Origin of the sequence: Rhodoferax aquaticus, assembly GCF_006974105.1 — a bacterium.
Classification (GTDB): domain Bacteria; phylum Pseudomonadota; class Gammaproteobacteria; order Burkholderiales; family Burkholderiaceae_C; genus Allorhodoferax; species Allorhodoferax aquaticus_A.
Window position 1 is genome coordinate 1,092,327 of sequence record NZ_CP036282.1, and the last position, 23,322, is coordinate 1,115,648.

The window sequence follows — 23,322 nt, forward strand, 5'->3', positions numbered from 1 at the left end:
TGGCGGTGGCTCCCACTGCACGCGCAGTAGGTGCCACTACCGCTGCGCGTATTGCCAATGTCCAGTTGGCCAGACTATGTTCATCGTTAACCCACGGTGGGGTGGTGGCCGCTTTGCGTTCATCCTGTCAGATGGCCTGCATTTCCACTCGCGTGACGCTGGCGCGCTCACGTGAGCGACAGGCGAGACACCATGCCCAGCCCAATTCAAGCAAATGGCGTAGGCCTAGCGCCTGCGTCCGTCTTTGTACTTGCCCAGCAGCGCGCTGGCGTTGCCACCCAGCCCATCGGCTTGTGCGATGCGGGCCATGGCCTTGCCCGCATGGGCGTGCGTAATGGCCATGCCAAGCGCATCGGCGGCGTCGGTACCCGGCAGGCCAGAGAGCGTGAGCAGGCGGCGCACCATTTCTTGGATCTGGGTCTTGTCAGCGCGGCCGTAGCCCACAACCGCTTGCTTCATTTGCAAGGCGGTGTATTCGGCGACCGGCAAGTTGGCCGATACCAAAGCCGCGATGAGCGCGCCACGGGCCTGCCCCAGGAGCAAGGTGGACTGGGGATTGACGTTGACGAACACAATTTCCAACGAAGCGCAGTCTGGCTGGTAGCGCTGCACTACCTCGCCAATGCCGTCAAACAGCACTTTGAGCCGCGTGGGCAAAGCGCGGGTGGCCATGCTGTTGGTACTGATGGTGCCGCTGGCGACGTAGCGCAGGTCTGCCCCGTCAACATCCACCACACCAAAGCCGGTGATGCGCAAGCCAGGGTCAATGCCCAGAATTCTCATGCTATATTTTTAGTAGCTGCTTGCGCAATATCCACGGGCGCTAGAGGTTGAAATACCAAATGGCAGAGTGGAAGAAAACGGGTGCTGCAAAGCACAGGCCATCGACCCGGTCTAGCAGGCCGCCAGCACCGGTGACCGCGCGCACGTTAACCCCCCAGCTGGGAATGCCGCGGTCCCGTTTCAAGGCCTTCATGACCAAATGCCCCAAAGAGCCCGCCACGCAGGCGATGAAGGAAAACGCAAATGCGGTGCCCGGTACCCACGGGGTGATGCCGGCCAGCAAAGCGCCCAACAAGCTGCCTGCCGTCACGCCGATCCACCAGCTGGGCCAGTTAAAGCTTTGGCTGATGGCTGGAATGGCAGGCGCGCGCTTGAGTTTGCGTGATACCAGGTGCTGGGTGACCATGCAGGTTTGCACCACAAACACCAAGAAAAACACCAAGAAGGCGCTCTTGTTGTTGTAGCCCGGAAACTTGAGCAGCAAGAGTGCAGGCACGTGGCTGATGCCGTAAATGCAGACCATGATGCCCCATTGCAGCTTGGCATTGCGCTCCAAAAACCGGGTAGGGTCATTTGCCAAGGCGCTGGCCACCGGCAGCGCCAAGAACACATAGACGGGAATGAACACGGCAAACATATTGAAATGCTCGGCCCAGATCAACCAATACTGCAGGGGCAGTACCACAAAAAAGGCTAGCACCAAGCTGCGGTGGTCGCCGTAACGGGTGGGCGACAGGGTCATGAATTCGCGCAGGGCAAAGAAAGACACAAACCCAAACACGGTCAGGGCCACCCAGTCACCCGTCACCCAGCCCACCCAAAACACCAACACCATCATCCAGCTGGTGCGGATCACGCCTTGCATGCTGGCCAGGTCTTTGCGGCGCTTGTCGCCTTCCGCATCATCCGCGTGCTCGCGAATGGACATCACAAACGTCACGATATTGGCTAGTAGCAAGAAACCGAACACGAAGATAAACAAGGCCCCAATTTGGTGGTTGGGGCTGAGGTCTCGTAAGTAAAAGTACAACATAGGGAAGGCCGCTCAGACGTCACGCAGGGCCACAACGGCCTCACGCGCGCGTTTCAAAAACACACCACGGTCTTCATCGGGTCCTAGCGCAAGGGGGGCGCCAAAGGTCACGCTGCACAAGACGGGCACGGGTACCACTTCGCCCTTAGGCAGCACGTGTTGCACGTTGTTAATCCACGCAGGCACGAGAACCGCATTCGGACATTTCTTGGCCAAGTTGTACAGGCCCGCTTTGAAGGCCTGTGGCTCGCCGGTGTGTCCGCGCGTGCCTTCAGGAAAGAGGATGATGGAGTCGCCATTGCCCAGCGCTTCAATCAGGGGCTCCAACGGGTCTTCGTCAGACGTGCGATCCCGCGAGACGTAAATGACGTTGAACACCTCGGTGGTGAGCCACTTTTTAAACGGTGTCTTAGTCCAATAGTCCTTGGCCGCAATGGCACGGGTCACGCTGCGCAGCTCTTTGGGCAGTGCGGCCCAAATCATCATCAGGTCGGCGTGACTTTGGTGGTTGGCGAAATAAATACGTTGTTCGGCTTTGGGGGGGCAGCCGTGCCATCGCGCTTGGGATCCGGTGAGTACCCGGATCAAGCCCAACAGAAACATGCCCATGAGTTTGGCTAGCATGGTCGAGATGATACAGACCCCTTTTATTGGTTTGCGGGTGCGCCAGACGGCGGCACAAATGCGGGAAAATCAGGGCTTATTAACGAACAACCAGATGACTCTCCCATGACCGACGCCATCCAACGCCCCGAATTGCCAGACCACCTGTCCATCGATCCCCGCAGCCCCCACCATGTGGCCGCTGTGTTTGAGCATGACATTGGTATTCGTATCAATGACAAAGAGCGCTTTGATGTGGAGGAATATTGCATCAGCGAAGGCTGGATCAAAGTGCCCGCTGGCAAGACAGTGGACCGCAAGGGCCGCCCCTTGCTAATCAAGATCAAAGGCAAGGTTGAGGTGTTTTACCGCTAGGCAGCGCTGCGCAAGGGGCTTCTACGGAAGCTCTGCGCCGCCCATGCGCCCCACAATCACACCGGCTCGGCCGGTGAGGTAGGCCGAGTTGGGCATTTTTTCAAAGTACTTGGGCCTGGGCAGCATGACCGCCAAGCGCGCGGCCTCAAACGCGCTGAGTTTGGCAGCTGGCTTGCGGTAGTAATGCTGTGCCGCGGCCTCAGCCCCAAAGACGCCTTCACCCCATTCCACGTTGTTGAGGTAAATCTCCAAGATGCGCTCTTTGGTGAGCAGGGCCTCTAGCAGCATGGTGAGCACAAACTCTTGGCCCTTGCGCACCAGCGTGCGCTCGCCTGATAAAAACAGGTTTTTGGCGAGCTGCTGCGTGATGGTGGAGCCGCCCACTACCTTGGGCGGCTTGGCATTGGGTTTTGCAGTGGCTGTAGGTTTGCGCGCGGCAGCTTTTTGCTCTGCCTTGGCGTTTTTCTCCCAGGCTTTTTCTAGGGCGTCCCAGTCCACGCCGTCATGGTTGGCAAAGCCATCGTCCTCTGACGCGATGACTGCGCGTTTGAGGTGGTCTGAGATGTGTGCGTAAGGCACCCACTCTTGCCGCCAGCGCAGCTCCCCTTTTTCAGTCACCACGCGCCACATCTCAGAACGCTGAAAGCTGGTGGATTCTGGTGCCAGCACCGCCATAGCGGCAATGCGGGCCACAAAGAACAACTGCAAGGCCAGCACGGCCAGCAGGCACAGGGCGAACCAGTTGAAGACGCGTTTCATTATTGGGCTGCAGAGACGTTGGCTTCTAGCGTTTCGTCCCGGGTGAATTTGAAGCGCGACACGACCACAATTTGATCCGCTTGGCGGCGCATGGCCTTGGTAAACCGGCCAAAGGGCCCCGCGCTGCGGGCAATGGCCTTGGCACGTTTGTCCAGTGTGGGGTTGTCAGACGGCTCTACCACCTCGGCGTCCAGCACAGTGCCATCGTGGTTGATGGTGATGAGCATGGTGAGTTGACCGTACAGTTTTTTGCCTTTGGAGGTGGGGAAGTTCACGGTGCCACGCTCTTCAATGGTATGGCGCAAGGTGTCGTAATACACCGCATACACCTCTTCCCGGGTAGCTGGGCTGATGTACCGCTTTTTAGGGCGCGCATTCTCGGCATTGATGCGTTTTTCAATCTCTGCCAAAAGCTTGATCAACTGGCGTCGCTTCTGTTCACGCTCGGCGCTTTCCGCCTTGTTGGCGGGGCGCGGGTCTTTAGGCGGGAGCGCGGCGAGTTGGCTCTTGATCGACGCCAACATCAGCGTTTGTTGCTCTTGCAAGGCCTCTAACTTGCGGCTGGCTTCTTCTTCCTCTGTGTCGCCCAGTTGGGTGAGTGCCGAAGGCGGAAGGGGGCTAGTGGCGCGGCCTTTTTCAGCATCGCCGCCCCCATTGAGGGTGGCCTGTGCAATCGCTTTGGCTTTGCTGGGGTCTGCATCATCGGTGGTCTTGGCATTCACCAAAATCACTTCCAAGGGCGTGTCTTCAAACACCCGGTTAAAGCGCTCTGGATCGACGATGCGCAATGTCAACAGGCCTGCGTGCACCGCAATGGATGCCGCAAGCGCAATCTGCATAGTGCTAAAAGACCGAAGGTTCACGGGGCAGGATTATCGTTGCTGGTTTCAGGGTTTTCGTTTACATCTACCGCAATGGCGATGGGGCCAGCGACTTCGTCGTCTTCGTCCCCAGCGGCGTCTAGATCTTGCTCGGCGGTGGCCACGGGGCTGTCCAAGCGTTCGATCACTGTGCCGTTCACGTCCAGCGTAATCAGGTCCATTTCGCCTAGCTTCACGCGTACCCGCGCGCCGCGCGGCAGGCCTTGCGCACCCAAGACCGGCAGCACCAAGGGAATGTCGTCTGCCCGCACCATATTGTCTTTGAACACACTGGCGGTGAGCTCGGTGATGCCGTTTTGCTGCACGTACTGCAGGGTCCAAAAGCGCTCCATAGCGCCTTGGTAGCCGTTGTAGGCGCTGTAGGCCGCGTCAAAACTGGAAATGATGGAAAACAGCTCCGCATCTTTGGGCTTGAACGGGGCTGCCAATGCAGCAGTTTTGCCGTGGCGCGCGCACGCAATGATTTGCCATTGGTTGACCAAATCGGTATAGCGGCGTAGCGGTGAGGTACTCCAGGCGTAGCTTTTGACGCCAATACCTGCGTGCGGCAGGGCTTTGGTGCCCATGCGCACCTTGACGCCGGGCGCCAAAGAGGCCTGGCTGCGGTAGATGCCGGGCACACCCAGTTCACCCAACCAACTGCCCCAGGTGCTGTTGGCCAGAATCATGGCCTCGGCCACCATCAAGTCCAGCGGCGCACCGCGTTGGCGGGTGGTGATTTGCACGGGCTCGTGGCCTTGGGGCTCGGTGCCAGCCTCGTAGTCCGCTTCACGGACCAAGCGGAAGTTGTAGTCGGGGCGATTAAAAGTTTCGGGCTTGCCACGCACCACTTCGCGCTTGGCTTTGAGGTTCTTTGCCAGGTGGTATAAAAACGATAGCTGTTCACGCAGTGCTGGTAAGGGCTGTGGCGTGTTTTCATGCTCAAAACCCGCATCTTCCAGCCACGCGCTGGTGACCACGGTGTCGAGCTGGTCATGGCGCAGGTTGTGGGCGATGTGCACGCGCTCTAGCTTGGTTTCGCTGCCCAGAATGTCGAGTGTGGCTTCGTCAAAGCGCACATAGAGCGACACCGCAGGGCAATCGCGCCCTTCTTGCAGTGTGTAGTTTTGCACCACCGCATCCGGCAGCATGGTGACCTTGTAGCCCGGCATATAGACCGTGCTCAGGCGGCCTCGGCCCACCTGGTCTACCGCGCTGCCCGGCGCAATGGCCAGCGCTGGTGCTGCAATGTGGATACCGACGGTGACTTGGCCGGTGCCCAAGCCTTGCACGGACAGGGCATCGTCAATTTCTGTGGTGGCCGAGTCATCGATGGAATAGGCCTGCGCGGGAGACAGGGGCAAATCGTCTGTAATTTGCGGTGCTTCCAAACTGGCTGAGAAGCCGGTGCCTTTGGGGAAGTTCTCCAGCAAAAAACGTTTCCAGTGAAACTGGTACGGCGAGCTGATGGCGCCTGCCTTTTGTAGCAGCTCCAAGGGAGCGGTGTGGGTGGCCCGAGAGGCATCCACCACGGCTTTGTACTCAGGTGCGTTCTTGTCTGGCTTGAACAGAATTTTGTAGAGCTGCTCTTTGATGGGCTCAGGGCAGGTACCAGCGCCTAACTCGGCCGCCCACTGGGCGATTTGCGCGGTGATTTGCTTTTTCTTTTCAATAGCAGCCAGGGCTTGGGCCAAAATTTCGGCGGAAGCCTTTTTGAAGCGCCCTTTGCCAGCACGGCGGAAATAGTGGGGCGAGTCGTAGAGACGAAAAAGCGCACCCGCCTGTTGCTCAAGGCTGGCCTGCGCTGAAAAGTAGTCACGCGCTAGGTCTGCAAAGCCAAATTCCTCATCTGGCGCAAACTCCCATGCCATGTCGAGTTCAATGCTTAGGCCGATCGCTTGTGCGCTCGCCATCATTTGGGCGGGCGAGGGTTTCTCAAATTTCAGCAGGATGTTGGCGCCCTTGACCTTGACGCGCTTGCCGCTGTCCAACTCCACCTGTGCAGAAGATTCCGCTTCTGACAGTACCCGACCGGCCATGAATTTTCCGGCTTCTTCAAACAATAAAAACATAGGCGGCATTGTCCCAGTAAATTTGAGTGCCCATTCATTAGGCAGTTTCACTTCGCTTGTTCTGGGGGGGGGACTTGGGTTGAAAGGCCTTAAGCGAGCTGCAAAAAGTCCATCACTGCGTCGATATGCGTATCAAAGTCACTGAGCGCGTGGTCACTCTCATCAAGCAAACGTAGGTGGCTAGCGCTGTATCTGTTGTGCATTTCACGCCAATCGAGCAGTTCATCGCCTTTGGCAATGACGGCCATATAGCGCTCGGGCTGACTAAGGGGGCCACACTGCAGGTCACTCAGTTCTTGCACGTACTCAGGTGCAAAGTAAAAGTGGGCTGCCGGGTCATGCCAGCTGGTTTGTTCGCCAATGTACTTCTCTAAATCCCGTGACGGACTGACGGCAGGATTCAGCACCACCGCCGTGCACCCCAAGGTTTCCGCCACGTAGGTAGCGTAAAAGCCACCGAGTGATGAACCGACAACTGCCATCTGCCGCACAGGCCAGTTTTGGATGGCTGTGCGCACCAAGGCCATGGCAGCCTTGGGAGAGGGCGGCAATTGGGGACAAAGCCAGCGCACTTGAGGATGGTGCTGCGCAACGTAGTGGGCCACCATGCGTGCCTTGTGTGACTGAGGAGATGACCTAAACCCATGCAGGTACAGCAAATGGGTGGTTTGCAGGGGACTTTCGGCGGGGGGAGTCGTGGTCATGCAGGCTTGGGGGCGTTGGGGTGATGGTCTGCATGATAGTTGGCTGGATAATCCTTACCATGGCGCAATTTGGAAAACCCTCTCTCAGGCATCGAGTCTTACCCTGGTTTGCAGGCTTTGACGGCCCTTTGGCGTTTGCCGTCTTTGTTTTGGCTTGCGCGGGCATGCTCATCATGTACTCGTCGGGCTATGACCATGGAACCCGGTTTCAGGACCATGGCCGCAATATGCTGATTGCCGCCACCATCATGTTTGTGGTGGCGCAAGTTCCGCCCCAGCGGCTGATGGCCTTGGCGGTACCTTTGTATGTATTTGGCGTGACGCTCTTAATTGCGGTTGCCGTGTTCGGTATCACTAAGAAGGGGGCCAAGCGCTGGCTGAACGTCGGGGTGGTGATTCAGCCCAGTGAAGTTTTGAAAATTGCTATGCCTTTGATGCTGGCATGGTGGTTCCAGAAGCGCGAAGGGCATTTACGGCCTTTGGACTTTGTGGTGGCAGGGGTTTTGCTGATGGTGCCGGTCGGGCTCATCATGAAGCAGCCTGACTTGGGTACTTCTTTATTGGTCCTCATTGCGGGCTTGTCGGTGCTGTACTTTGCGGGCATGAGCTGGGCACTGATCGTGCCACCCGTGTTGATTGGTGTCATAGGCGTTGCGCTGCTGGTCGTTTTTGAGCCGTCTTTGTGTGCAGACGGTAATCGATGGCCGGTGCTGCATGACTACCAGCAACAACGCATTTGTACGCTCTTGGACCCTAGTCGTGACCCTTTAGGTAAAGGGTTTCACATTATTCAAGGAATGATTGCGATTGGTTCGGGAGGCGTGTTTGGCATGGGCTTTATGAAAGGCACCCAAACCCACTTGGAGTTCATTCCAGAGCGCACCACCGATTTCATTTTTGCAGCCTATTCTGAAGAGTTTGGGCTGATTGGGACGCTGTTTCTCATTGTGGCTTTTGTGTTTCTCATCTTGCGTGGCTTGGCGATTGCCTTGGAGGCTCCCTCGCTGTTTTCACGGCTTTTGGCCGGCAGTGTGACGATGATTTTCTTCGCATACGCCTTTGTGAATATGGGTATGGTGAGCGGCATTTTGCCGGTGGTGGGGGTGCCTCTCCCTTTTATCAGTTATGGCGGCACTGCGATGGTGACGCTCGGACTGGCGGTAGGCATTTTGATGGCCATTTCTAACGCAAAACGCTTGGTGCAGTCCTAAAACCGCACGGCAGGGCTGCCTTCTGTGCGCAGCTATTGCACGCGAATGCGACGCGGGGCCTAAAATGTCCCCATGATCTCTCGCGAACCTACTATCGAACGTTTGGCCGTAGCCAAGTCCCTGCTGTTGACGCCTTTTGGATTGGACGAGTCGCACTTGACCCGTGCATTGCAAGAGATCAAAGCCCACCAAGTCGACGATGCTGACTTGTACTTTCAATACACCCGCTCAGAGGGCTGGAGTTTGGAAGAAGGGATAGTCAAGACTGGGTCTTTCAGCATTGACCAAGGTGTAGGCGTGCGAGCCGTGAGCGGCGAGAAAACTGCGTTTGCTTATTCCGACGACATTTCGGAGGCCTCACTCTTGGATGCAGCCCGTACGGTGCGTTCTATCTCGGCTGTGGCGCAATCTAAACGCACCAAAATTGTGGCTTCTAAAATTGCGAAGAGTCGCAAGCTCTATCCAGGTGTCGATCCGATAGCGAGCATGGACAGCACCACCAAAGTGGAACTCTTGGGCAAGGTGGAACGCCTGGCCCGCGCCAAAGATCCACGGGTTGCCCAAGTGATGGCCGGCTTAGCCAGCGAGTACGACGTGGTGATGGTGGCACGCGCAGATGGCACTTTGGCGGCCGATGTGCGTCCTTTGGTGCGCTTGTCTGTCACGGTCATCGCCGAGCAAAAGGGCCGCCGGGAAGTGGGCTCCAGTGGTGGGGGAGGCCGATTTGGCTTGGCCTATTTTGACGATGCCCAGATCGAAGAGTATGTGAACCAAGCCGTACATGCGGCCTTGACCAACCTGGAAGCCCGCCCGGCCCCTGCGGGTGAGATGACGGTAGTCCTTGGTGCTGGCTGGCCTGGCATTTTGTTGCATGAGGCGATTGGCCATGGCTTGGAGGGCGACTTCAACCGCAAGGGCAGCAGTGCCTTTAGTGGCCGCATTGGCCAGCGCGTGGCCGCCAAGGGAGTCACCGTGCTGGACGATGGAACGATTGCGGACCGCCGCGGCTCACTCAATGTGGACGATGAAGGCAACCCTAGCCAGCGCAACGTACTCATTGAAGACGGCATTTTGAAAGGCTATATCCAAGACAGCATGAATGCGCGCTTGATGGGAGTTGCCCCCACGGGTAATGGCCGACGCGAAAGCTATGCCCATGTTCCCATGCCACGCATGACCAACACCTATATGTTGGGTGGCGATAAAGATCCCCAAGAAATTGTTAAGAGCATCAAAAAAGGCTTGTATGCCACCAATTTCGGTGGCGGACAGGTGGACATTACGAGCGGTAAGTTTGTGTTCTCCGCGAGTGAGGCGTATTGGGTAGAAAACGGGAAGATTTTGTACCCCGTCAAAGGCGCAACGATTGTGGGCAGTGGTCCTGAGTGCCTCAAGCGTGTCAGCATGATTGGCAATGACATGAAGCTCGACAGCGGTGTGGGGACATGTGGCAAAGAAGGCCAAAGCGTGCCCGTTGGCGTGGGCCAACCAACTCTACGAATTGATGGCCTTACTGTCGGGGGAACCGCCTGACGCTGCGCTGTGGTACAGTGATCGCTATGAATTTGTCTCGTTTTTTCTTTAGCTACTTTTGGTTCTCAAGCGCTTTCGGCGGTAGAGAGATCTAAACGTACCTAGAAACAGCGTACAGATCCTTCAAAAACCGCCGGCACCACCGGCGGTTTTTTTTTGCTTTTCCGACTTTATTTCAACGACTTAGGAGCCTCACGATGAATGCAAAAACCACTGTAGCCGGCACCGATGCCTGGTATGCGAACACCTCGACGCATCCCTCCGACCGCACCAGCAAAACTGACGACGAACGCATCAAGGACATCACCGTGCTGCCACCTCCTGAGCATCTCATTCGCTTCTTTCCTATCCGTGGCACCGCCATCGAGAGTTTGATCAGCAAGACACGTCGCAATATCCACGACATCATGGCGGGCAAGAATGACCGCCTGCTGGTGATCATTGGGCCTTGCTCCATCCATGACCCAGCGGCTGCCCTGCATTACGCTAAAGAGCTGCTGGTGCAGCGTGAGAAGTACGCGGACACTTTAGAAATTGTGATGCGTGTTTACTTCGAGAAGCCGCGCACCACCGTGGGCTGGAAGGGCCTGATCAATGACCCCTATTTGGACGAAACCTTCCGCATTGATGAAGGCCTGCGTATTGCGCGCCAGCTGCTCATCGAAATTAACCGCTTAGGTTTGCCCGCAGGCAGTGAGTTTTTGGATGTAATTTCTCCCCAGTACCTTGGCGATTTGATCTCCTGGGGGGCTATCGGCGCTCGCACTACCGAGAGCCAGGTGCACCGTGAGCTGGCCTCTGGTTTGTCGGCCCCCATTGGCTTCAAAAACGGGACGGACGGCAACATCAAAATCGCTACCGACGCGATTCAAGCTGCAGCGGGCGGTCACCATTTCTTGTCCGTGCACAAAAACGGCCAAGTGGCCATTGTGCAAACTAACGGCAACCCGGACTGCCACGTCATTTTGCGTGGTGGCAAAGCCCCTAACTACGACGCGCAGAGTGTTGCTGCCGCTTGCGCCGATTTGGAGAAAGCCAAATTGGCACCCTCACTGATGGTGGACTGCAGTCACGCCAATAGTAGTAAGCAACACGAAAAGCAGTTGGAGGTGGCACGCGATATTGGTACCCAAATCTCTGGCGGATCCAAAAGCATTTTTGGCGTCATGGTGGAGAGCCATCTGCACGCCGGTGCGCAAAAATTCACACCCGGCAAAGACGATGCCTCCAAACTGGAGTATGGCAAAAGCATCACCGACGCATGCTTAGGTTGGGGGGACTCGCTGAGCGCCTTGGAGGTGTTGTCGCAAGCGGTATTGGCGCGCCGCGCTTTGTAAACTTGCGCTGAGGGGCTTTCTCGCCCCTAGCGCGCGTCCTTATTGCGTAGGTAGCTATATTGTTTGTAGCGCTAGCTGTAGTTTTTGATGGATGCCACCAAAACCGCCGTTGCTCATACACACAATGTGGTCGCCCGCTTGCACATGGGCGAGCACTTGGGCGATGACCTCATCCACGGTGTGCCCTACACATCCTCGCGCGCCCATGGGGGCTAGGGCTTCGGCGGCGTTCCAATCCAGGCCGCCGCTGTGGCAGAACGCGAGGTCGGCTTCTTCTAGGCTCCACGGCAATTGTGCTTTCATGGCACCCAGCTTCATGGTGTTGGAGCGGGGCTCAAAGACCGCCAAGATGCGTGCGTTGCCCACTTTGCGCCGCAGCCCGTTGACCGTCGTGCGAATGGCGGTGGGGTGGTGGGCGAAGTCGTCGTAAATGGTGACAGGTAAGGCTCCCGCACTGGCATCTGCTGCTAGTGTGATGGTGGCGCGAACCTCCATGCGACGCTTGACGCTACCAAAGCTGCCCAGCGCTTGTGCGGCGACTTCGGCTGCAACGCCCACGTGCTCTGCGGCAGCAATGGCTGCCAGCGCGTTGAGTTGGTTGTGCACGCCCGTGAGGCCCCAAGCCACATGAGCAACCACTTTACCTCGCTGCAGCACATCAAACTGGTGGGGTTCACCCACGGCGGAAAAGTCGCTGACTGCCGTTCCAAAGCTGCGTACCTCGCTCCAGCAGCCTTTGTGCACTACGCGGGCTAAGCTCTCTTCTAGTCCATTGACAACTACCCGACCTTGGCTAGGCACTGTGCGCACCAAATGGTGAAACTGCCGCTCTATGGCTGCCAAGTCATCAAATATGTCGGCGTGGTCAAACTCTAGGTTGTTGAGCACGGCGGTGCGCGGGCGGTAGTGGACGAATTTGCTGCGTTTGTCAAAGAAAGCAGTGTCATATTCATCCGCCTCAATCACAAAGGTGTTTCCCTTGCCGATGCGGGCTGAGACCTCGAAGTTCATGGGCACGCCACCTACCAAAAACCCCGGCGCTAAGCCTGCGCTCTCCAAGATCCAGGCGAGCATGGCGGTGGTGGTGGTTTTTCCGTGTGTACCTGCAATGGCCAGCACATGGCGACCTTGCAGCACATGCTCTGACAGCCACTGCGGCCCACTGGTGTAGGGCGAGCCGCTGTTCAATATGGCTTCCATCAGTGGAAATTTTGGCGTGCCATCGGGGTAGTGCACCCGGCTCACCACATTGCCAATGACATACATATCTGGCTTGAGCGCGAGTTGTTCAGCGCCAAAACCTTCAATGAGCTCAATGCCAAGTGCTCTGAGCTGGTCGCTCATAGGAGGGTAGACCCCAGTGTCGCAACCTGTGACCCGATGCCCCGCTTCACGGGCCAATGCGGCCAATCCACCCATGAAAGTTCCGCAAATGCCTAAGATATGTATATGCATCCAGAGATTTTAATAGGCATCATTTTTGACACCTCCGCAAAGCCGTTCGGGCGCTAGGCCATCTGGGGCGGGTGCAAAATAGGAGCATGGACGCACACAAAGATGAAATTGCTAACTTAGCCGCCCGCATGGTGGTTGAAGAAGGTTTGGAATATGGTCCAGCCAAGCGTCGTGCGCTGAAGCAGTTGGGTTTGTCAGCGCGTGCAGCATTACCAGACAATGATTTGGTAGAGGCTGCCGTGCAAGACTACATTGCCCTTTTTTGTGCCGAAGCCCAGGCCCAAGAGTTGGCCGCATTGCGCGCCATTGCCTTGCAATGGATGGAGCGCTTGGAGCGATTTCGGCCCCATCTCAGCGGTGCGGTATGGCATGGCACTGCTACGCAACGCAACGATATCTACATCCAACTGTTTTGCGATGACCCAAAATCTGCCGAGATTGGCCTGATTGATATGGGTGTGCGTTTTGAAACCCATGCGACGACGGGGTTCAATGGTGAAACTGTGGATGCACTCAGTGTCAACGTTCGTAGCCCAGTTTTGGGGACCTTTATTGGGGTGCATTTGTTGATCTTCGACTACGACGACTTGCGTGGAGCCATGAAGCCGGACGCAAGAGGTCGCCGACCGCGTGGTGATACCACTGCGGTTCGTACTTTAGTGGTGGCCCAGCCTGAAAGTTAAGATTTTTTCTATGAATGAACCAGATGATTCCTCTGACGGCTTGGCTGAGGCTGTGCCATCCAAGCACCGGCGCAACTTGCTTTTGGCTGCGGCCGGCGTTGCGGCTGCATCTGGCGCGACCCTTGCTTGGTGGCATGGGCATGGCGCCATGAACAGCGCAAACCTTGATCCTTTAGAAGCACTTTGGACATTGAAGTGGGAAACCCCTGCAGGTCGCCAGTTACAGATGTTGTCCTTCAAAGGCAGGCCGTTGCTGCTTAATTTTTGGGCGACATGGTGCCCGCCTTGTGTGGAGGAGTTGCCTCTCTTGAATAGTTTTTTTGGGAAAAACAAAGAAAATGGGTGGCAGGTGCTTGGTCTGGCGGTGGACAAACTCGCACCAGTGCAAGCGTTTTTGCAGAAAATGCCGGTGGAATTCCCAGTCGCCATGGCTGGGTTAGCAGGGGCTGATCTGGGGCGTAAGTTGGGGAACATGACGGGCGGCCTGCCGTTTACTGTAGTGTTGGGTAAGGATGGTCTTGTTGCACATCGTAAAATGGGACGAATCAGTGTGGAAGACTTGGTCCTTTGGGCATCTATAAAATAGCAGCTCTCAGCTAGTTTTTCGACTGTGCAGCCTAGGATTAACCCTAGAAGTTGCCAGATGCTTGCTGGTAAATCTTGTGCATTGACCTCAAATAATTGCACTTATCGCGTTTTCGCTGAATTTATGCTGTAAATTCGCCGCTTCACAAATGACGGTAGTTGGAGGTCTCATGGATTTACGAAAACTTAAAACACTGATCGACTTGGTGTCTGATTCCAATGTGTCTGAATTGGAAATTACAGAGGCGGAAGGAAAGGTTCGCATTGTTAAAGGTGGCGGTGCGGTTATGCAAGGTTACGCGCAGCAACCCGTGTACGCTCAGATGCCGCAACAGCCAACGGCAGCCCCTGCACCTATCGCTGCGGCAAGCGTGGTTGCTGCGCCTGAAGTCGTCAGTGGCCACACCGTCAAATCACCTATGGTGGGTACGTTTTACCGTTCTTCGTCGCCCGGCGCTAAAGCATTCGTTGAAATAGGTGACTCTATTAAGGAGGGTGACACCATCTGCATTATTGAGGCGATGAAGATCCTCAACGAGATTGAAGCAGACAAGTCGGGGACGGTGACCAAGATTCTGTGTGAGAACGGTTTGGCGGTGGAGTACGGCCAACCTTTGTTCATCATCGAGTAATCTTTCGACACACGCACATGTTTAAAAAAATTCTGGTTGCCAACCGTGGCGAAATCGCACTGCGAATCCAGCGTGCTTGTCGAGAGCTTGGGATCAAGGCAGTAATGGTCTACTCCGAAGCCGACCGGGAAGCCAAGTACGTTAAATTAGCGGAAGAAGCCGTTTGTATTGGTCCCGCCGCCTCTGGTCTGAGTTACCTCAACATGCCTGCCATCATCTCTGCTGCAGAGGTGACAGATGCTGAAGCGATTCACCCTGGCTATGGTTTTTTGAGTGAGAACGCAGATTTCGCGGAGCGCGTGGAGAAAAGCGGGTTCCAGTTTATTGGCCCAACGCCTGAGTCAATCCGCATCATGGGTGACAAGGTGTCCGCCAAGCAAGCGATGATTCGCGCAGGCGTTCCATGCGTGCCTGGTTCGGAGGGTGAGTTGCCGGATGACCCGGTTCAGATTCGCCGTATTGCGAAGACCATTGGCTACCCCGTCATCATCAAGGCCGCGGGCGGTGGCGGTGGTCGCGGTATGCGCGTGGTGCACACAGAAGCCGCATTGGTGAATGCCGTGACCATGACAAAGGCTGAGGCGGGCGCTGCATTTGGCAACCCTGCGGTGTATATGGAGAAGTTCCTTCAGAATCCACGCCATATTGAGATTCAAGTGCTTGCTGATAAGCACAAGAATGCCGTGTATTTGGGCGAGCGCGACTGTTCTATGCAACGCCGGCATCAAAAGATTTTGGAAGAAGCACCTGCGCCCGGCATCAATCGCAAGCTCATTGAGCGTGTTGGTGAGCGTTGTGTGGCAGCATGCAAAAAAATTGGTTACCGCGGTGCTGGAACTTTTGAATTCTTGTACGAAGACGGTGAGTTCTATTTCATTGAAATGAACACCCGCGTCCAAGTGGAGCATCCTGTCACGGAAATGGTGACCGGCATTGACATCGTCAAAACGCAAATCATGGTGGCAGCTGGCGAAAAGCTGCCCTTTACCCAGCGTCAAGTGGAAGTGCGTGGACACGCCATTGAATGCCGTGTGAATGCAGAAGATCCGTACAAATTCACGCCCTCACCAGGCCGGATCACAATGTGGCATGCCCCCGGGGGGCCAGGCGTTCGTGTGGACTCGCATGTGTACACCAATTACTTTGTTCCCCCAAACTATGACTCGATGGTTGGAAAAATCATTGTCCATGGCGATGACCGTGAGCAAGCTATGGCCCGTATGCGGACTGCGCTGGCGGAAACCGTGGTCGAAGGAATTAACACCAATATTCCATTGCATAGGGAATTGTTGGTTGATGCTAAGTTTATGGATGGCGGCACCAATATCCATTACCTAGAGCAATGGCTAGAGCAGCACAAGCGCTAGAGGCAATGCCCATGTATGAACTAAGTTTGATGTGTCCTGAGGACGGGGTGGAGACCTTAAGCGATGCTTTTGATGCTCTGGACGCACTTAGTGTCAGCGTTGAGGATGCGGATGCGCAAACGGACGCAGAACAAGCGTTGTTTGGCGAGCCTGGCATGCCACCGCCCAAGGAAGGTTGGCAGCGTTCGCGCATAACAGCATTGTTCGCGGAAAAAGGTCTTGCAGAGCAAGCACTCGTCTTGTTGCAAGCGCAAGATTTTTTTGCCAACTGTAGCGTTCTCGGTATCAGTGAATTGGCGGAGCAAGATTGGGTGCGCTTGACCCAATCGCAGTTTGCACCTGTCGAGATAACGCCCAGTTTTTGGATAGTACCCACTTGGCACGAACCGCCGACTAAAGCGGAGCAGGTGATTCGCTTAGATCCGGGACTGGCATTTGGTACGGGCACCCATCCCACTACACGGATGTGCTTACGTTGGGTTGCCGCGCACCCCAATCCTACGCGCGTTCTGGACTACGGCTGTGGCTCTGGAATCTTGGCCATAGCGGCTGCCAAGTTTGGGGCCCAAGACGTAGTGGGCGTGGATATTGACACTGCTGCTGTGCAGTCCACAGTGGACAATGCGCGTGCCAATGATGTGGTGCTTAGTGCAGGCTTGCCTGACCTTGTGGCAGGCCAATACAAGGTTGTCTTGGCCAACATTCTCGCGACCCCCTTGAAGGTGCTGGCTCCGTTGTTGTGCAGTTATGTACAAAGCGGAGGGCACTTGGTAATGGCCGGTATTTTGGAGCGCCAAGAGCAAGAGTTGGTGCAGGCCTATGCGCCCTATTGCAATCTGACCGTGGCAGATCGAGAAGACGGCTGGATTCTCATGACAGCCATACTTTGAGCGGCGGTTGTACCTATTAGCGATGCGCTCCAAATGAGTTTTGTAACTCGTTGCCCAGCCTGTAGCACCATGTTCAAGGTGGTGCCTGATCAATTGCGAGTCTCGGATGGTTGGGTACGTTGTGGTCAGTGTGATGAGGTATTCGATGCCAACATCCACCTGCAGGGACAAGAGGCTGTTTATCGCGATGGGTATGAGTCCACGAGGTTTTCTGATGACGAATCTCAGGGGGATACGTCGCTATTGGTGGACGATCCCATCGAGGCAACAACAGCGATAGTGGGACTTGATTTTCCAACGAGGCCCTACGTGCAAAATGCCCGAACAGGGCCTTCCGCCGTGGGAAAAAGCCTGCGACCAGATGCGCCAGGAGCGCAACGGGATCCAATCCTTGACCATGAGCCCCATCAGTCTTTGGTGCCTGAAGGGGCTTCTGCCTTTGAACGTGTTATCACTCAAGAGCCGCGATGGGACCCAATGCCGACCGACTTATCGCGTGGTCCTGCGGACGAGGTAAGGGCCCCCGGGTTTCCGTCAATAGCACTGCCTAAGTTTGAATTGAACACGGGTGACGCTTCTGATGCGCAGCCAGAGCGAGCGACGTTCATGCGTTCGCAGTCCGAGCCGTCGACCAAGCGTAGCTTGGCTATTCGTACCGTCTCTTCGTTAGTTGCACTGGCATTTTTTGCCCTCTTGCTGGGGCAGGTATCCGTACACGACCGAGATCGACTGGCTGCCAAAGCGCCAGCGTTTAAGCCCTTGTTACAAGCAATTTGTGAGCTCGCGGCCTGTCAGCTGGGATTGCCTCGTGAGATTGAGTCGGTTGTTATTGACAGCTCTTCGTTTGTGAAGATCAAAGCGGAGGTCTATAAACTGAATGTGACGCTGAAGAACACGGCGAGCACGGAGTTGGCAATGCCCTCTTTGGAGTTGACCTTGACGGACTCGCAAGACCAGACCATCGTGCGCAGGGTAATTGCAGCCACTGAGATTGACGTGCTCAAAAACAGTGCATTGGCGACAGGTTCGGATCTATCTGTCTCGGTACCCGTGAGCGTAAAGTTACCTAGCAACTCTGAACGAGTTTCTGGCTATCGACTGTTGGCGTTCTATCCTTAGACCATCTTGGTTCACAAGAAAAAAGCCCGAAACCTTTCGGTTCGGGCTTTGCGCCAACTATCCGATGTGCCTTTAAGGCTTGCTGGAAGTAGGAAACGGCCAAGCAGCTTGCGGGTTGAGGGTCGTCTGCGCTGAGGGTGCCGCAGGGGCCTTTTTTGCGATAGCCTTCTTAGCTGGTGCAGCCTTCTTAGCTGGTGCAGCCTTCTTAGCTGGTGCAGCCTTCTTAGCTGGTGCAGCCTTCTTAGCCGGTGCAGCCTTCTTAGCCGGTGCAGCCTTCTTAGCCGGTGCAGCCTTCTTAGCCGGTGCAGCCTTCTTAGCTGGTGCAGCCTTCTTAGCTGGTGCAGCCTTCTTAGCTGGTGCAGCCTTCTTAGCTGGTGCAGCCTTCTTAGCTGGTGCAGCCTTCTTAGCTGGTGCAGCCTTCTTAGCCGGTGCAGCAGCCTTCTTAGCCGGTGCAGCAGCCTTCTTAGCCGGTGCAGCCTTCTTAGCTGGTGCAGCCTTCTTAGCTGGCGCAGCCTTCTTAGCTGGCGCAGCCTTTTTAGCTGGCGCAGCAGCTACTGGTGCAGCTTTTTTCGCGGGAGCAGCCTTTTTTGCGGCTGATTTTTTTGCAGTTGCCATTATTTTCTCCTTGATCAATCAACAAAGAGCACTTCTTGCATCGTTGCGTGCAGGAAGCGATTCATGGTGCTGGGCAGGTACCCAGCACCATGAACTCGGTGACACGCTTGATCTAACCCCACTTTGGGTGGATAGGGTGGGCGTGAAATTCTCAACATCATGTGGTGTGTCAGTCCCAAGACAGGGCGCCGCCTGACTGGTATTCGATGACGCGTGTTTCGAAAAAATTGCGTTCCTTCTTAAGGTCAATCATTTCGCTCATCCATGGGAACGGATTCTCTTCATTGGGGAAGAGCGCTTCAAGGCCGATTTGTGTCGCGCGACGATTCGCGATGTAACGCAAATAGCCTTTGAACATGGACGCATTCATGCCTAGAACACCACGCGGCATAGTGTCTTCTGCATAGCGGTACTCGAGTTCGACAGCAGTTTCAAACAACGCTTTGATCTCAGCTTTGAATTCAGCGGTCCACAACTGGGGATTTTCAAGTTTCAGCTGATTGATCAGGTCAATGCCGAAATTGCAGTGCATAGACTCGTCCCTCAGGATGTACTGGTACTGTTCTGCGGCACCCGTCATCTTGTTTTGACGTCCCAAAGCCAAGATCTGTGTAAAGCCCACGTAGAAGAACAGGCCTTCCATCAAGCAGGCAAAAACGATCAAGGACTTCAGCAGTGTCTGATCGTCTTTGAGCGTTCCTGTGTGGAAGTTCGGGTCCATGATCGCCTCAATAAAAGGGATCAAAAACTGGTCTTTGTCACGGATCGATTTGATCTCGTTATAAGCGCTAAAAATCTCACCCTCGTCCAAGCCCAGCGATTCCACTATGTACTGATAGGCATGGGTATGAATAGCTTCTTCAAATGCTTGCCGCAACAAAAACTGACGGCACTCAGGCGCCGTAATGTGTCGGTACGTGCCAAGGACAATATTGTTGGCGGCCAAGGAGTCCGCGGTAACAAAAAAACCAAGATTGCGTTTGATGATGCGTCGCTCATCATCGGTTAATCCATTGGGATCCTTCCAAAGTGCGATGTCTCGGGTCATGTTGACCTCTTGCGGCATCCAATGGTTCGCACACGAAGCCAGATACTTTTCCCAAGCCCACTTGTATTTGAATGGCACGAGTTGGTTGACGTCAGTCTTGCCGTTGATGATGCGCTTGTCCGCAGCGCGTACACGCTGGGCGCTTTGCTGCGCGACCGCAAGCCCTAGCGCAGTCGCGCTGATCACGTCGTCTTTGCGCACAGCAGCACTGCTATCTGTAGAGGGCAATGGTGCAGGGTTCATGGGTGCGAAACTCGGTGGCACGGAGGGCTTAATTTCTTCTTCCCAGGTCAACATATGTATTTCCAATCAGCGGATTATGAGAGCAGCGAATTGAATTGAAAAGCAATCACGCTGCTGTCTAAAAAATGTGTTGCTCAACAGCATCGGGAAGCCATCGGTTGGCTTCCCTTAGGCTTATTGGCAGGACTCACATGTGGGGTCGTCTACACCGCAAAACTTAATGTCAGTGGCCGCGTTTGTGGCCATTTCAATCTGCATATTTGCAGCAGCCGCTGCAGCTTCCAATGCACTCATTTTGGACACTGGCGCAGGGGTATCCATATTGGAGGACACCGCATTCATGCGTCCAGCCGTCACGGTGGATTTTTCAGCATGTGTTGCTGACATGGTGCGTAAGTAGTAGGTGGTTTTCAACCCACGCAACCATGCGAGTTTGTAGGTCTCATCCAACTTTTTACCGGAGGCACCAGCCATGTAAATATTCAGTGACTGCGCCTGGTCAATCCACTTTTGACGGCGGGCTGCAGCTTCCACTAGCCATTGGGTCTCGACTTCAAAGGCGGTGGCATAGAGGGCCTTGATTTCATTGGGCACCCGGTCGATGGGGCCTAAAGAACCATCAAAGTGCTTGAGGTCCATCACCATGACATCGTCCCACAAGCCCAGCTTCTTCAGGTCTCGGACCAAGTAGCTGTTGATGATGGTGAACTCACCCGACAGGTTGGACTTGACCGACAGATTCCCAAAACTTGGCTCAATAGAAGCGTCGACACCGATAATGTTAGAGATAGTGGCCGTCGGCGCTATTGCTACGCAGTTGGAGTTGCGCATCCCGTCTGCTGCAATTTTCTTGCGCAAAGCGTCCCAGTCTAAGGTGGATGAGCGGTCCACATCCACATAGCCACCGCGGGCTTTCTCTAGTAGATTCAAGGTGTCCAGAGGCAATATGCCTTGGTCCCACAAAGAGCCTTTGTAGCTTGAGTACTGACCGCGTTCTTTCGCCAACTCCGTAGATGCCCAGTATGCGTAATAGCTAATCGCCTCCATGGACTTGTCGGCGAATTCCACCGCTGCCTGGCTTGCATACGGTATACGCAACGAGTACAAGCTATCTTGAAAGGCCATCAAGCCCAATCCAACAGGGCGGTGGCGCAAGTTGGAGTCACGTGCTTTCTTCACGGCGTAGTAGTTGATGTCGATCACGTTGTCCAACATGCGCATCGCTGTGGAAATCGTGCGCTTGAGTTTGTCGTGGTCGAGTGCGCCATCCTTCATGTGCTGCAGTAGATTGACAGAGCCCAAGTTGCAGACGGCAGTTTCGGTGTCTGAGGTGTTCAGTGTGATTTCAGTACACAGATTGCTGGAGTGCACCACGCCAGCGTGTTGCTGAGGGGAGCGCACATTGCAAGCGTCTTTGAATGTAATCCAAGGGTGCCCCGTTTCAAACAACATGGTGAGCATCTTGCGCCACAGGTCATTGGCTTGAATGGTCCGTGCAGGCTTGAGTTCGCCCCGAGCTGCAGCTGCTTCATACGCCACATAGGCTTGTTCGAAGTCAGCACCAAACTTGTCGTGCAAGTCAGGCACGCTGGAGGGCGAGAACAAGGTCCACTGGCCTTTCTCCATGACACGGCGCATGAACAAGTCTGGAATCCAGTTGGCAGTGTTCATGTCATGGGTGCGTCGACGGTCATCACCGGTGTTTTTGCGCAGCTCCAGAAACTCCTCGATATCCAGATGCCATGACTCCAAGTAGGTACAAACAGCCCCTTTGCGTTTGCCCCCTTGGTTGACAGCCACAGCCGTGTCATTGACTACTTTGAGGAAAGGCACGACACCCTGCGACTCGCCATTCGTTCCTTTGATGTGCGAACCCAACGCGCGCACGCGTGACCAGTCATTGCCCAGTCCGCCAGCAAACTTAGACAGCAAGGCGTTCTCTTTGATGGACTCGTAGATGCCATCTAAATCGTCGGGCACCGTGGTCAAGTAGCAAGACGACAGTTGGGCGCGCAATGTGCCGCTGTTGAACAATGTTGGCGTGCTGGACATGAAGTCAAACGAGGAAAGCACTTCGTAAAACTCAATGGCGCGGTCTTCGCGATTGCTTTCATTCAGGCTCAGGCCCATAGCCACCCGCATGAAGAATGCTTGTGGCAATTCAATGCGTGTTTTGCCTTCATGCAAAAAGTAGCGGTCATACAGAGTTTGCAGACCTAGATAGTCAAACTGCAAGTCGCGTTCCGCTTTAAGTGCGGAGCCCAACTTCACTAAATCAAATTGCAACAATACGGGGTCCAAGAGCTCTGATTTGACGCCGCGTTGAATAAAACCAGGAAAGTACTCTGCGTAGGCCTGCCCCATATCGGCTTGTGCCACATCTTTGCCCAATATTTCGCGTGAAATCGTATGCAACAGCAAGCGGGCTGTGGCGTAGGTGTAGTCTGGGTCCTTTTCGATCAAAGTGCGAGCGGCCAAAATGGACGCCTTGTAGACTTCATCGATAGGTACGCCGTCGTACAAGTTGCGCATGGTTTCTGCGAAGATGGGTGCTGCACTGACTTCAGCGCCTAAACCCGCGCAGGCGGTTTCAATACGCTGCTTGAGTTGATCGACGTTCAATGCTACGCGTTGGCCAGCGTCCAGCACGTGCAATACAGGGGCGGCAGGCGTGGCTTGGGCGACTTGCTTTGCACGCTCTTGGTTGTGGTGCTCGCGGTACAGCACGTAAGCGCGAGCTACTTCGTGGTGGCTGCCACGCATCAGTCCAAGTTCCACTTGGTCTTGCACATCTTCAATGTGAAAAGTGCCGCCGCCCGGCCGAGAGCGCATCAGTGCACGCACTACTTGCTGGGTTAACTCGTCCACGGTCTCGCGTACGCTGGCGGACGCAGCACCTTGGGTGCCGTGCACAGCCAAAAAAGCTTTCATCATGGCGATCGCTATCTTGCCTGGCTCAAAGGGCACTACAGCGCCATTGCGGCGGATGATTTGGTAGTGGCTGAGCGTGCTGGAAGCGACGGTTTCCGCCGCGCTTGGTGCACTGGTGGTCAAAATGCCGGTGGAAATAGGGCTTGGAGTAAGTGAAGCGCTTTGCATGGTTCCCTCGATGAAGTCGGTATTTTTTATGTGCTGGTGGAGATGTAGATGGGGCGTTATGGAGCTTTTATCTTCAACGCCCCAGAAAGCTATGCACACTATATCTGGTGTTTGAGGTGCTTGCAAGCTACTACAGGTAGTGTTCTGTAGGAAAAATATGTGCGTGGTTTTTTTGTTGTTTGTCTGGGGTTTGTTCGGATGGATGAAATGTCTTGGGAGCGCAATGCCACGTGAGGCCCCATGATTGCTTAGCTTTGAACGTGGTCTCTAAGGCTGGTGTGGCTTTGCGCAGGATTTTGTTTCGCAGGCCGCATGC

The 23,322-nt window shown here is 55.2% G+C and carries 21 protein-coding genes; 10 read left to right on the forward strand and 11 right to left on the reverse strand.

Annotated features, from left to right (window positions below):
- Positions 1-225: 225 nt before the first annotated feature.
- From ruvC to EXZ61_RS05195, 3 genes are read right to left on the reverse strand one after another with little or no spacing between them, the layout of a single operon-like run.
- Entirely contained in the window at positions 226-783 is a 558-nt protein-coding gene (gene ruvC, locus EXZ61_RS05185; protein ID WP_142809685.1) for a crossover junction endodeoxyribonuclease RuvC, read from the reverse strand.
- Between the two features lie 40 nt (positions 784-823).
- Entirely contained in the window at positions 824-1,816 is a 993-nt protein-coding gene (locus EXZ61_RS05190; protein WP_425353609.1) for a phosphatidate cytidylyltransferase, read from the reverse strand.
- A 12-nt stretch (positions 1,817-1,828) separates the two neighbouring features.
- Positions 1,829-2,440 (reverse strand): lysophospholipid acyltransferase family protein, encoded by a 612-nt coding sequence (locus EXZ61_RS05195; protein WP_142809687.1) that lies wholly within the window; start codon positions 2,438-2,440, stop codon positions 1,829-1,831.
- Between the two features lie 105 nt (positions 2,441-2,545).
- Here EXZ61_RS05195 and EXZ61_RS05200 point away from each other — a divergent pair, with 105 nt between their 5' ends.
- Positions 2,546-2,794: a DUF3297 family protein gene (locus tag EXZ61_RS05200; protein ID WP_142809689.1), complete on the forward strand. Its 249-nt coding sequence runs from the start codon at positions 2,546-2,548 to the stop codon at positions 2,792-2,794.
- A 21-nt stretch (positions 2,795-2,815) separates the two neighbouring features.
- Here EXZ61_RS05200 and mtgA read toward each other — a convergent pair whose 3' ends face one another.
- The 4 genes from mtgA to EXZ61_RS05220 all read right to left on the reverse strand — a co-directional run bounded on the left by mtgA (position 2,816) and on the right by EXZ61_RS05220 (position 7,189).
- On the reverse strand, positions 2,816-3,553 hold the full coding sequence (gene mtgA / locus EXZ61_RS05205; protein ID WP_142809692.1) for a monofunctional biosynthetic peptidoglycan transglycosylase: 738 nt from the start codon (positions 3,551-3,553) through the stop codon (positions 2,816-2,818).
- Complete coding sequence (locus EXZ61_RS05210) at positions 3,553-4,392, reverse strand: energy transducer TonB (RefSeq protein ID WP_142809694.1); 840 nt, start codon at positions 4,390-4,392, stop codon at positions 3,553-3,555. Before EXZ61_RS05210 ends, mtgA begins: the two co-directional genes overlap by 1 nt.
- A 20-nt stretch (positions 4,393-4,412) precedes the next feature.
- Positions 4,413-6,485, reverse strand: coding sequence for a ribonuclease catalytic domain-containing protein (locus EXZ61_RS05215; protein ID WP_142809696.1), 2,073 nt, complete (start codon positions 6,483-6,485; stop codon positions 4,413-4,415).
- 89 nt (positions 6,486-6,574) lie between these two features.
- Complete coding sequence (locus EXZ61_RS05220; protein WP_142809698.1) at positions 6,575-7,189, reverse strand: YqiA/YcfP family alpha/beta fold hydrolase; 615 nt, start codon at positions 7,187-7,189, stop codon at positions 6,575-6,577.
- Between the two features lie 59 nt (positions 7,190-7,248).
- Between EXZ61_RS05220 and rodA the strand changes: the two genes are divergently transcribed.
- The 3 genes from rodA (at position 7,249) to EXZ61_RS05235 (ending at position 11,270) form a co-directional block, all read left to right on the forward strand.
- Positions 7,249-8,400: a rod shape-determining protein RodA gene (gene rodA, locus EXZ61_RS05225; RefSeq protein ID WP_142809700.1), complete on the forward strand. Its 1,152-nt coding sequence runs from the start codon at positions 7,249-7,251 to the stop codon at positions 8,398-8,400.
- 72 nt (positions 8,401-8,472) lie between these two features.
- Positions 8,473-9,933, forward strand: a complete 1,461-nt coding sequence (tldD, locus tag EXZ61_RS05230; RefSeq protein ID WP_142809701.1) for a metalloprotease TldD — start codon at positions 8,473-8,475, stop codon at positions 9,931-9,933.
- Between the two features lie 197 nt (positions 9,934-10,130).
- Positions 10,131-11,270, forward strand: a complete 1,140-nt coding sequence (locus tag EXZ61_RS05235) for a 3-deoxy-7-phosphoheptulonate synthase (RefSeq protein WP_142809703.1) — start codon at positions 10,131-10,133, stop codon at positions 11,268-11,270.
- 54 nt (positions 11,271-11,324) lie between these two features.
- Here EXZ61_RS05235 and mpl read toward each other — a convergent pair whose 3' ends face one another.
- A complete protein-coding gene (gene mpl / locus EXZ61_RS05240; protein WP_142809705.1) occupies positions 11,325-12,725 on the reverse strand; it encodes a UDP-N-acetylmuramate:L-alanyl-gamma-D-glutamyl-meso-diaminopimelate ligase in 1,401 nt (466 codons plus the stop codon).
- A gap of 86 nt (positions 12,726-12,811) precedes the next feature.
- Between mpl and EXZ61_RS05245 the strand changes: the two genes are divergently transcribed.
- The 6 genes from EXZ61_RS05245 to EXZ61_RS22075 all read left to right on the forward strand — a co-directional run bounded on the left by EXZ61_RS05245 (position 12,812) and on the right by EXZ61_RS22075 (position 18,001).
- On the forward strand, positions 12,812-13,408 hold the full coding sequence (locus tag EXZ61_RS05245; RefSeq protein ID WP_142809707.1) for a hypothetical protein: 597 nt from the start codon (positions 12,812-12,814) through the stop codon (positions 13,406-13,408).
- A gap of 148 nt (positions 13,409-13,556) precedes the next feature.
- The gene (locus EXZ61_RS05250) at positions 13,557-13,994 is read left to right on the forward strand and encodes a TlpA disulfide reductase family protein (protein WP_237219093.1); all 438 of its coding nucleotides are present in this window, start codon (positions 13,557-13,559) and stop codon (positions 13,992-13,994) included.
- A gap of 169 nt (positions 13,995-14,163) precedes the next feature.
- Positions 14,164-14,625 (forward strand): acetyl-CoA carboxylase biotin carboxyl carrier protein, encoded by a 462-nt coding sequence (accB, locus tag EXZ61_RS05255; RefSeq protein ID WP_142809711.1) that lies wholly within the window; start codon positions 14,164-14,166, stop codon positions 14,623-14,625.
- Between the two features lie 17 nt (positions 14,626-14,642).
- Positions 14,643-15,992 carry an acetyl-CoA carboxylase biotin carboxylase subunit gene (gene accC, locus EXZ61_RS05260; RefSeq protein ID WP_142809713.1) on the forward strand — a complete coding sequence of 450 codons (1,350 nt, stop codon included), beginning with the start codon at positions 14,643-14,645 and terminating at the stop codon, positions 15,990-15,992.
- An 11-nt stretch (positions 15,993-16,003) separates the two neighbouring features.
- Positions 16,004-16,882 (forward strand): 50S ribosomal protein L11 methyltransferase, encoded by an 879-nt coding sequence (prmA, locus tag EXZ61_RS05265; protein WP_142809715.1) that lies wholly within the window; start codon positions 16,004-16,006, stop codon positions 16,880-16,882.
- 477 nt (positions 16,883-17,359) lie between these two features.
- Positions 17,360-18,001, forward strand: coding sequence for a DUF3426 domain-containing protein (locus EXZ61_RS22075; protein WP_237219160.1), 642 nt, complete (start codon positions 17,360-17,362; stop codon positions 17,999-18,001).
- Positions 18,002-18,073: 72 nt separating this feature from the next.
- On the opposite strand, the gene EXZ61_RS05275 is transcribed toward EXZ61_RS22075, so the two are convergent.
- The 3 genes from EXZ61_RS05275 to EXZ61_RS05285 all read right to left on the reverse strand — a co-directional run bounded on the left by EXZ61_RS05275 (position 18,074) and on the right by EXZ61_RS05285 (position 23,006).
- Positions 18,074-18,616: a histone gene (locus EXZ61_RS05275; protein WP_142809717.1), complete on the reverse strand. Its 543-nt coding sequence runs from the start codon at positions 18,614-18,616 to the stop codon at positions 18,074-18,076.
- 169 nt (positions 18,617-18,785) lie between these two features.
- Positions 18,786-19,961 carry a ribonucleotide-diphosphate reductase subunit beta gene (locus EXZ61_RS05280; protein WP_142809719.1) on the reverse strand — a complete coding sequence of 392 codons (1,176 nt, stop codon included), beginning with the start codon at positions 19,959-19,961 and terminating at the stop codon, positions 18,786-18,788.
- Positions 19,962-20,081: 120 nt separating this feature from the next.
- A complete protein-coding gene (locus EXZ61_RS05285) occupies positions 20,082-23,006 on the reverse strand; it encodes a ribonucleoside-diphosphate reductase subunit alpha (RefSeq protein WP_142809721.1) in 2,925 nt (974 codons plus the stop codon).
- Between the last annotated feature and the right edge of the window lie 316 nt (positions 23,007-23,322).

What these genes read in the sequence shown, in the direction of transcription:
- accC (WP_142809713.1), top strand. Translation starts at nt 14,643, where the DNA reads ATGTTTAAAAAAATTCTGGTTGCCAACCGTGGCGAAATCGCACTGCGA.
- EXZ61_RS05280 (WP_142809719.1), bottom strand. Translation starts at nt 19,961, where the DNA reads ATGTTGACCTGGGAAGAAGAAATTAAGCCCTCCGTGCCACCGAGTTTC.
- mtgA (WP_142809692.1), bottom strand. Translation starts at nt 3,553, where the DNA reads ATGAAACGCGTCTTCAACTGGTTCGCCCTGTGCCTGCTGGCCGTGCTG.
- rodA (WP_142809700.1), top strand. Translation starts at nt 7,249, where the DNA reads ATGGCGCAATTTGGAAAACCCTCTCTCAGGCATCGAGTCTTACCCTGG.
- EXZ61_RS05235 (WP_142809703.1), top strand. Translation starts at nt 10,131, where the DNA reads ATGAATGCAAAAACCACTGTAGCCGGCACCGATGCCTGGTATGCGAAC.
- ruvC (WP_142809685.1), bottom strand. Translation starts at nt 783, where the DNA reads ATGAGAATTCTGGGCATTGACCCTGGCTTGCGCATCACCGGCTTTGGT.
- EXZ61_RS22075 (WP_237219160.1), top strand. Translation starts at nt 17,360, where the DNA reads ATGCCGACCGACTTATCGCGTGGTCCTGCGGACGAGGTAAGGGCCCCC.
- accB (WP_142809711.1), top strand. Translation starts at nt 14,164, where the DNA reads ATGGATTTACGAAAACTTAAAACACTGATCGACTTGGTGTCTGATTCC.
- mpl (WP_142809705.1), bottom strand. Translation starts at nt 12,725, where the DNA reads ATGCATATACATATCTTAGGCATTTGCGGAACTTTCATGGGTGGATTG.
- prmA (WP_142809715.1), top strand. Translation starts at nt 16,004, where the DNA reads ATGTATGAACTAAGTTTGATGTGTCCTGAGGACGGGGTGGAGACCTTA.
- EXZ61_RS05210 (WP_142809694.1), bottom strand. Translation starts at nt 4,392, where the DNA reads ATGCAGATTGCGCTTGCGGCATCCATTGCGGTGCACGCAGGCCTGTTG.
- EXZ61_RS05190 (WP_425353609.1), bottom strand. Translation starts at nt 1,816, where the DNA reads ATGTTGTACTTTTACTTACGAGACCTCAGCCCCAACCACCAAATTGGG.
- EXZ61_RS05195 (WP_142809687.1), bottom strand. Translation starts at nt 2,440, where the DNA reads ATGCTAGCCAAACTCATGGGCATGTTTCTGTTGGGCTTGATCCGGGTA.
- EXZ61_RS05245 (WP_142809707.1), top strand. Translation starts at nt 12,812, where the DNA reads ATGGACGCACACAAAGATGAAATTGCTAACTTAGCCGCCCGCATGGTG.
- tldD (WP_142809701.1), top strand. Translation starts at nt 8,473, where the DNA reads ATGATCTCTCGCGAACCTACTATCGAACGTTTGGCCGTAGCCAAGTCC.
- EXZ61_RS05215 (WP_142809696.1), bottom strand. Translation starts at nt 6,485, where the DNA reads ATGTTTTTATTGTTTGAAGAAGCCGGAAAATTCATGGCCGGTCGGGTA.
- EXZ61_RS05220 (WP_142809698.1), bottom strand. Translation starts at nt 7,189, where the DNA reads ATGACCACGACTCCCCCCGCCGAAAGTCCCCTGCAAACCACCCATTTG.
- EXZ61_RS05285 (WP_142809721.1), bottom strand. Translation starts at nt 23,006, where the DNA reads ATGCAAAGCGCTTCACTTACTCCAAGCCCTATTTCCACCGGCATTTTG.
- EXZ61_RS05250 (WP_237219093.1), top strand. Translation starts at nt 13,557, where the DNA reads ATGAACAGCGCAAACCTTGATCCTTTAGAAGCACTTTGGACATTGAAG.
- EXZ61_RS05275 (WP_142809717.1), bottom strand. Translation starts at nt 18,616, where the DNA reads ATGGCAACTGCAAAAAAATCAGCCGCAAAAAAGGCTGCTCCCGCGAAA.
- EXZ61_RS05200 (WP_142809689.1), top strand. Translation starts at nt 2,546, where the DNA reads ATGACCGACGCCATCCAACGCCCCGAATTGCCAGACCACCTGTCCATC.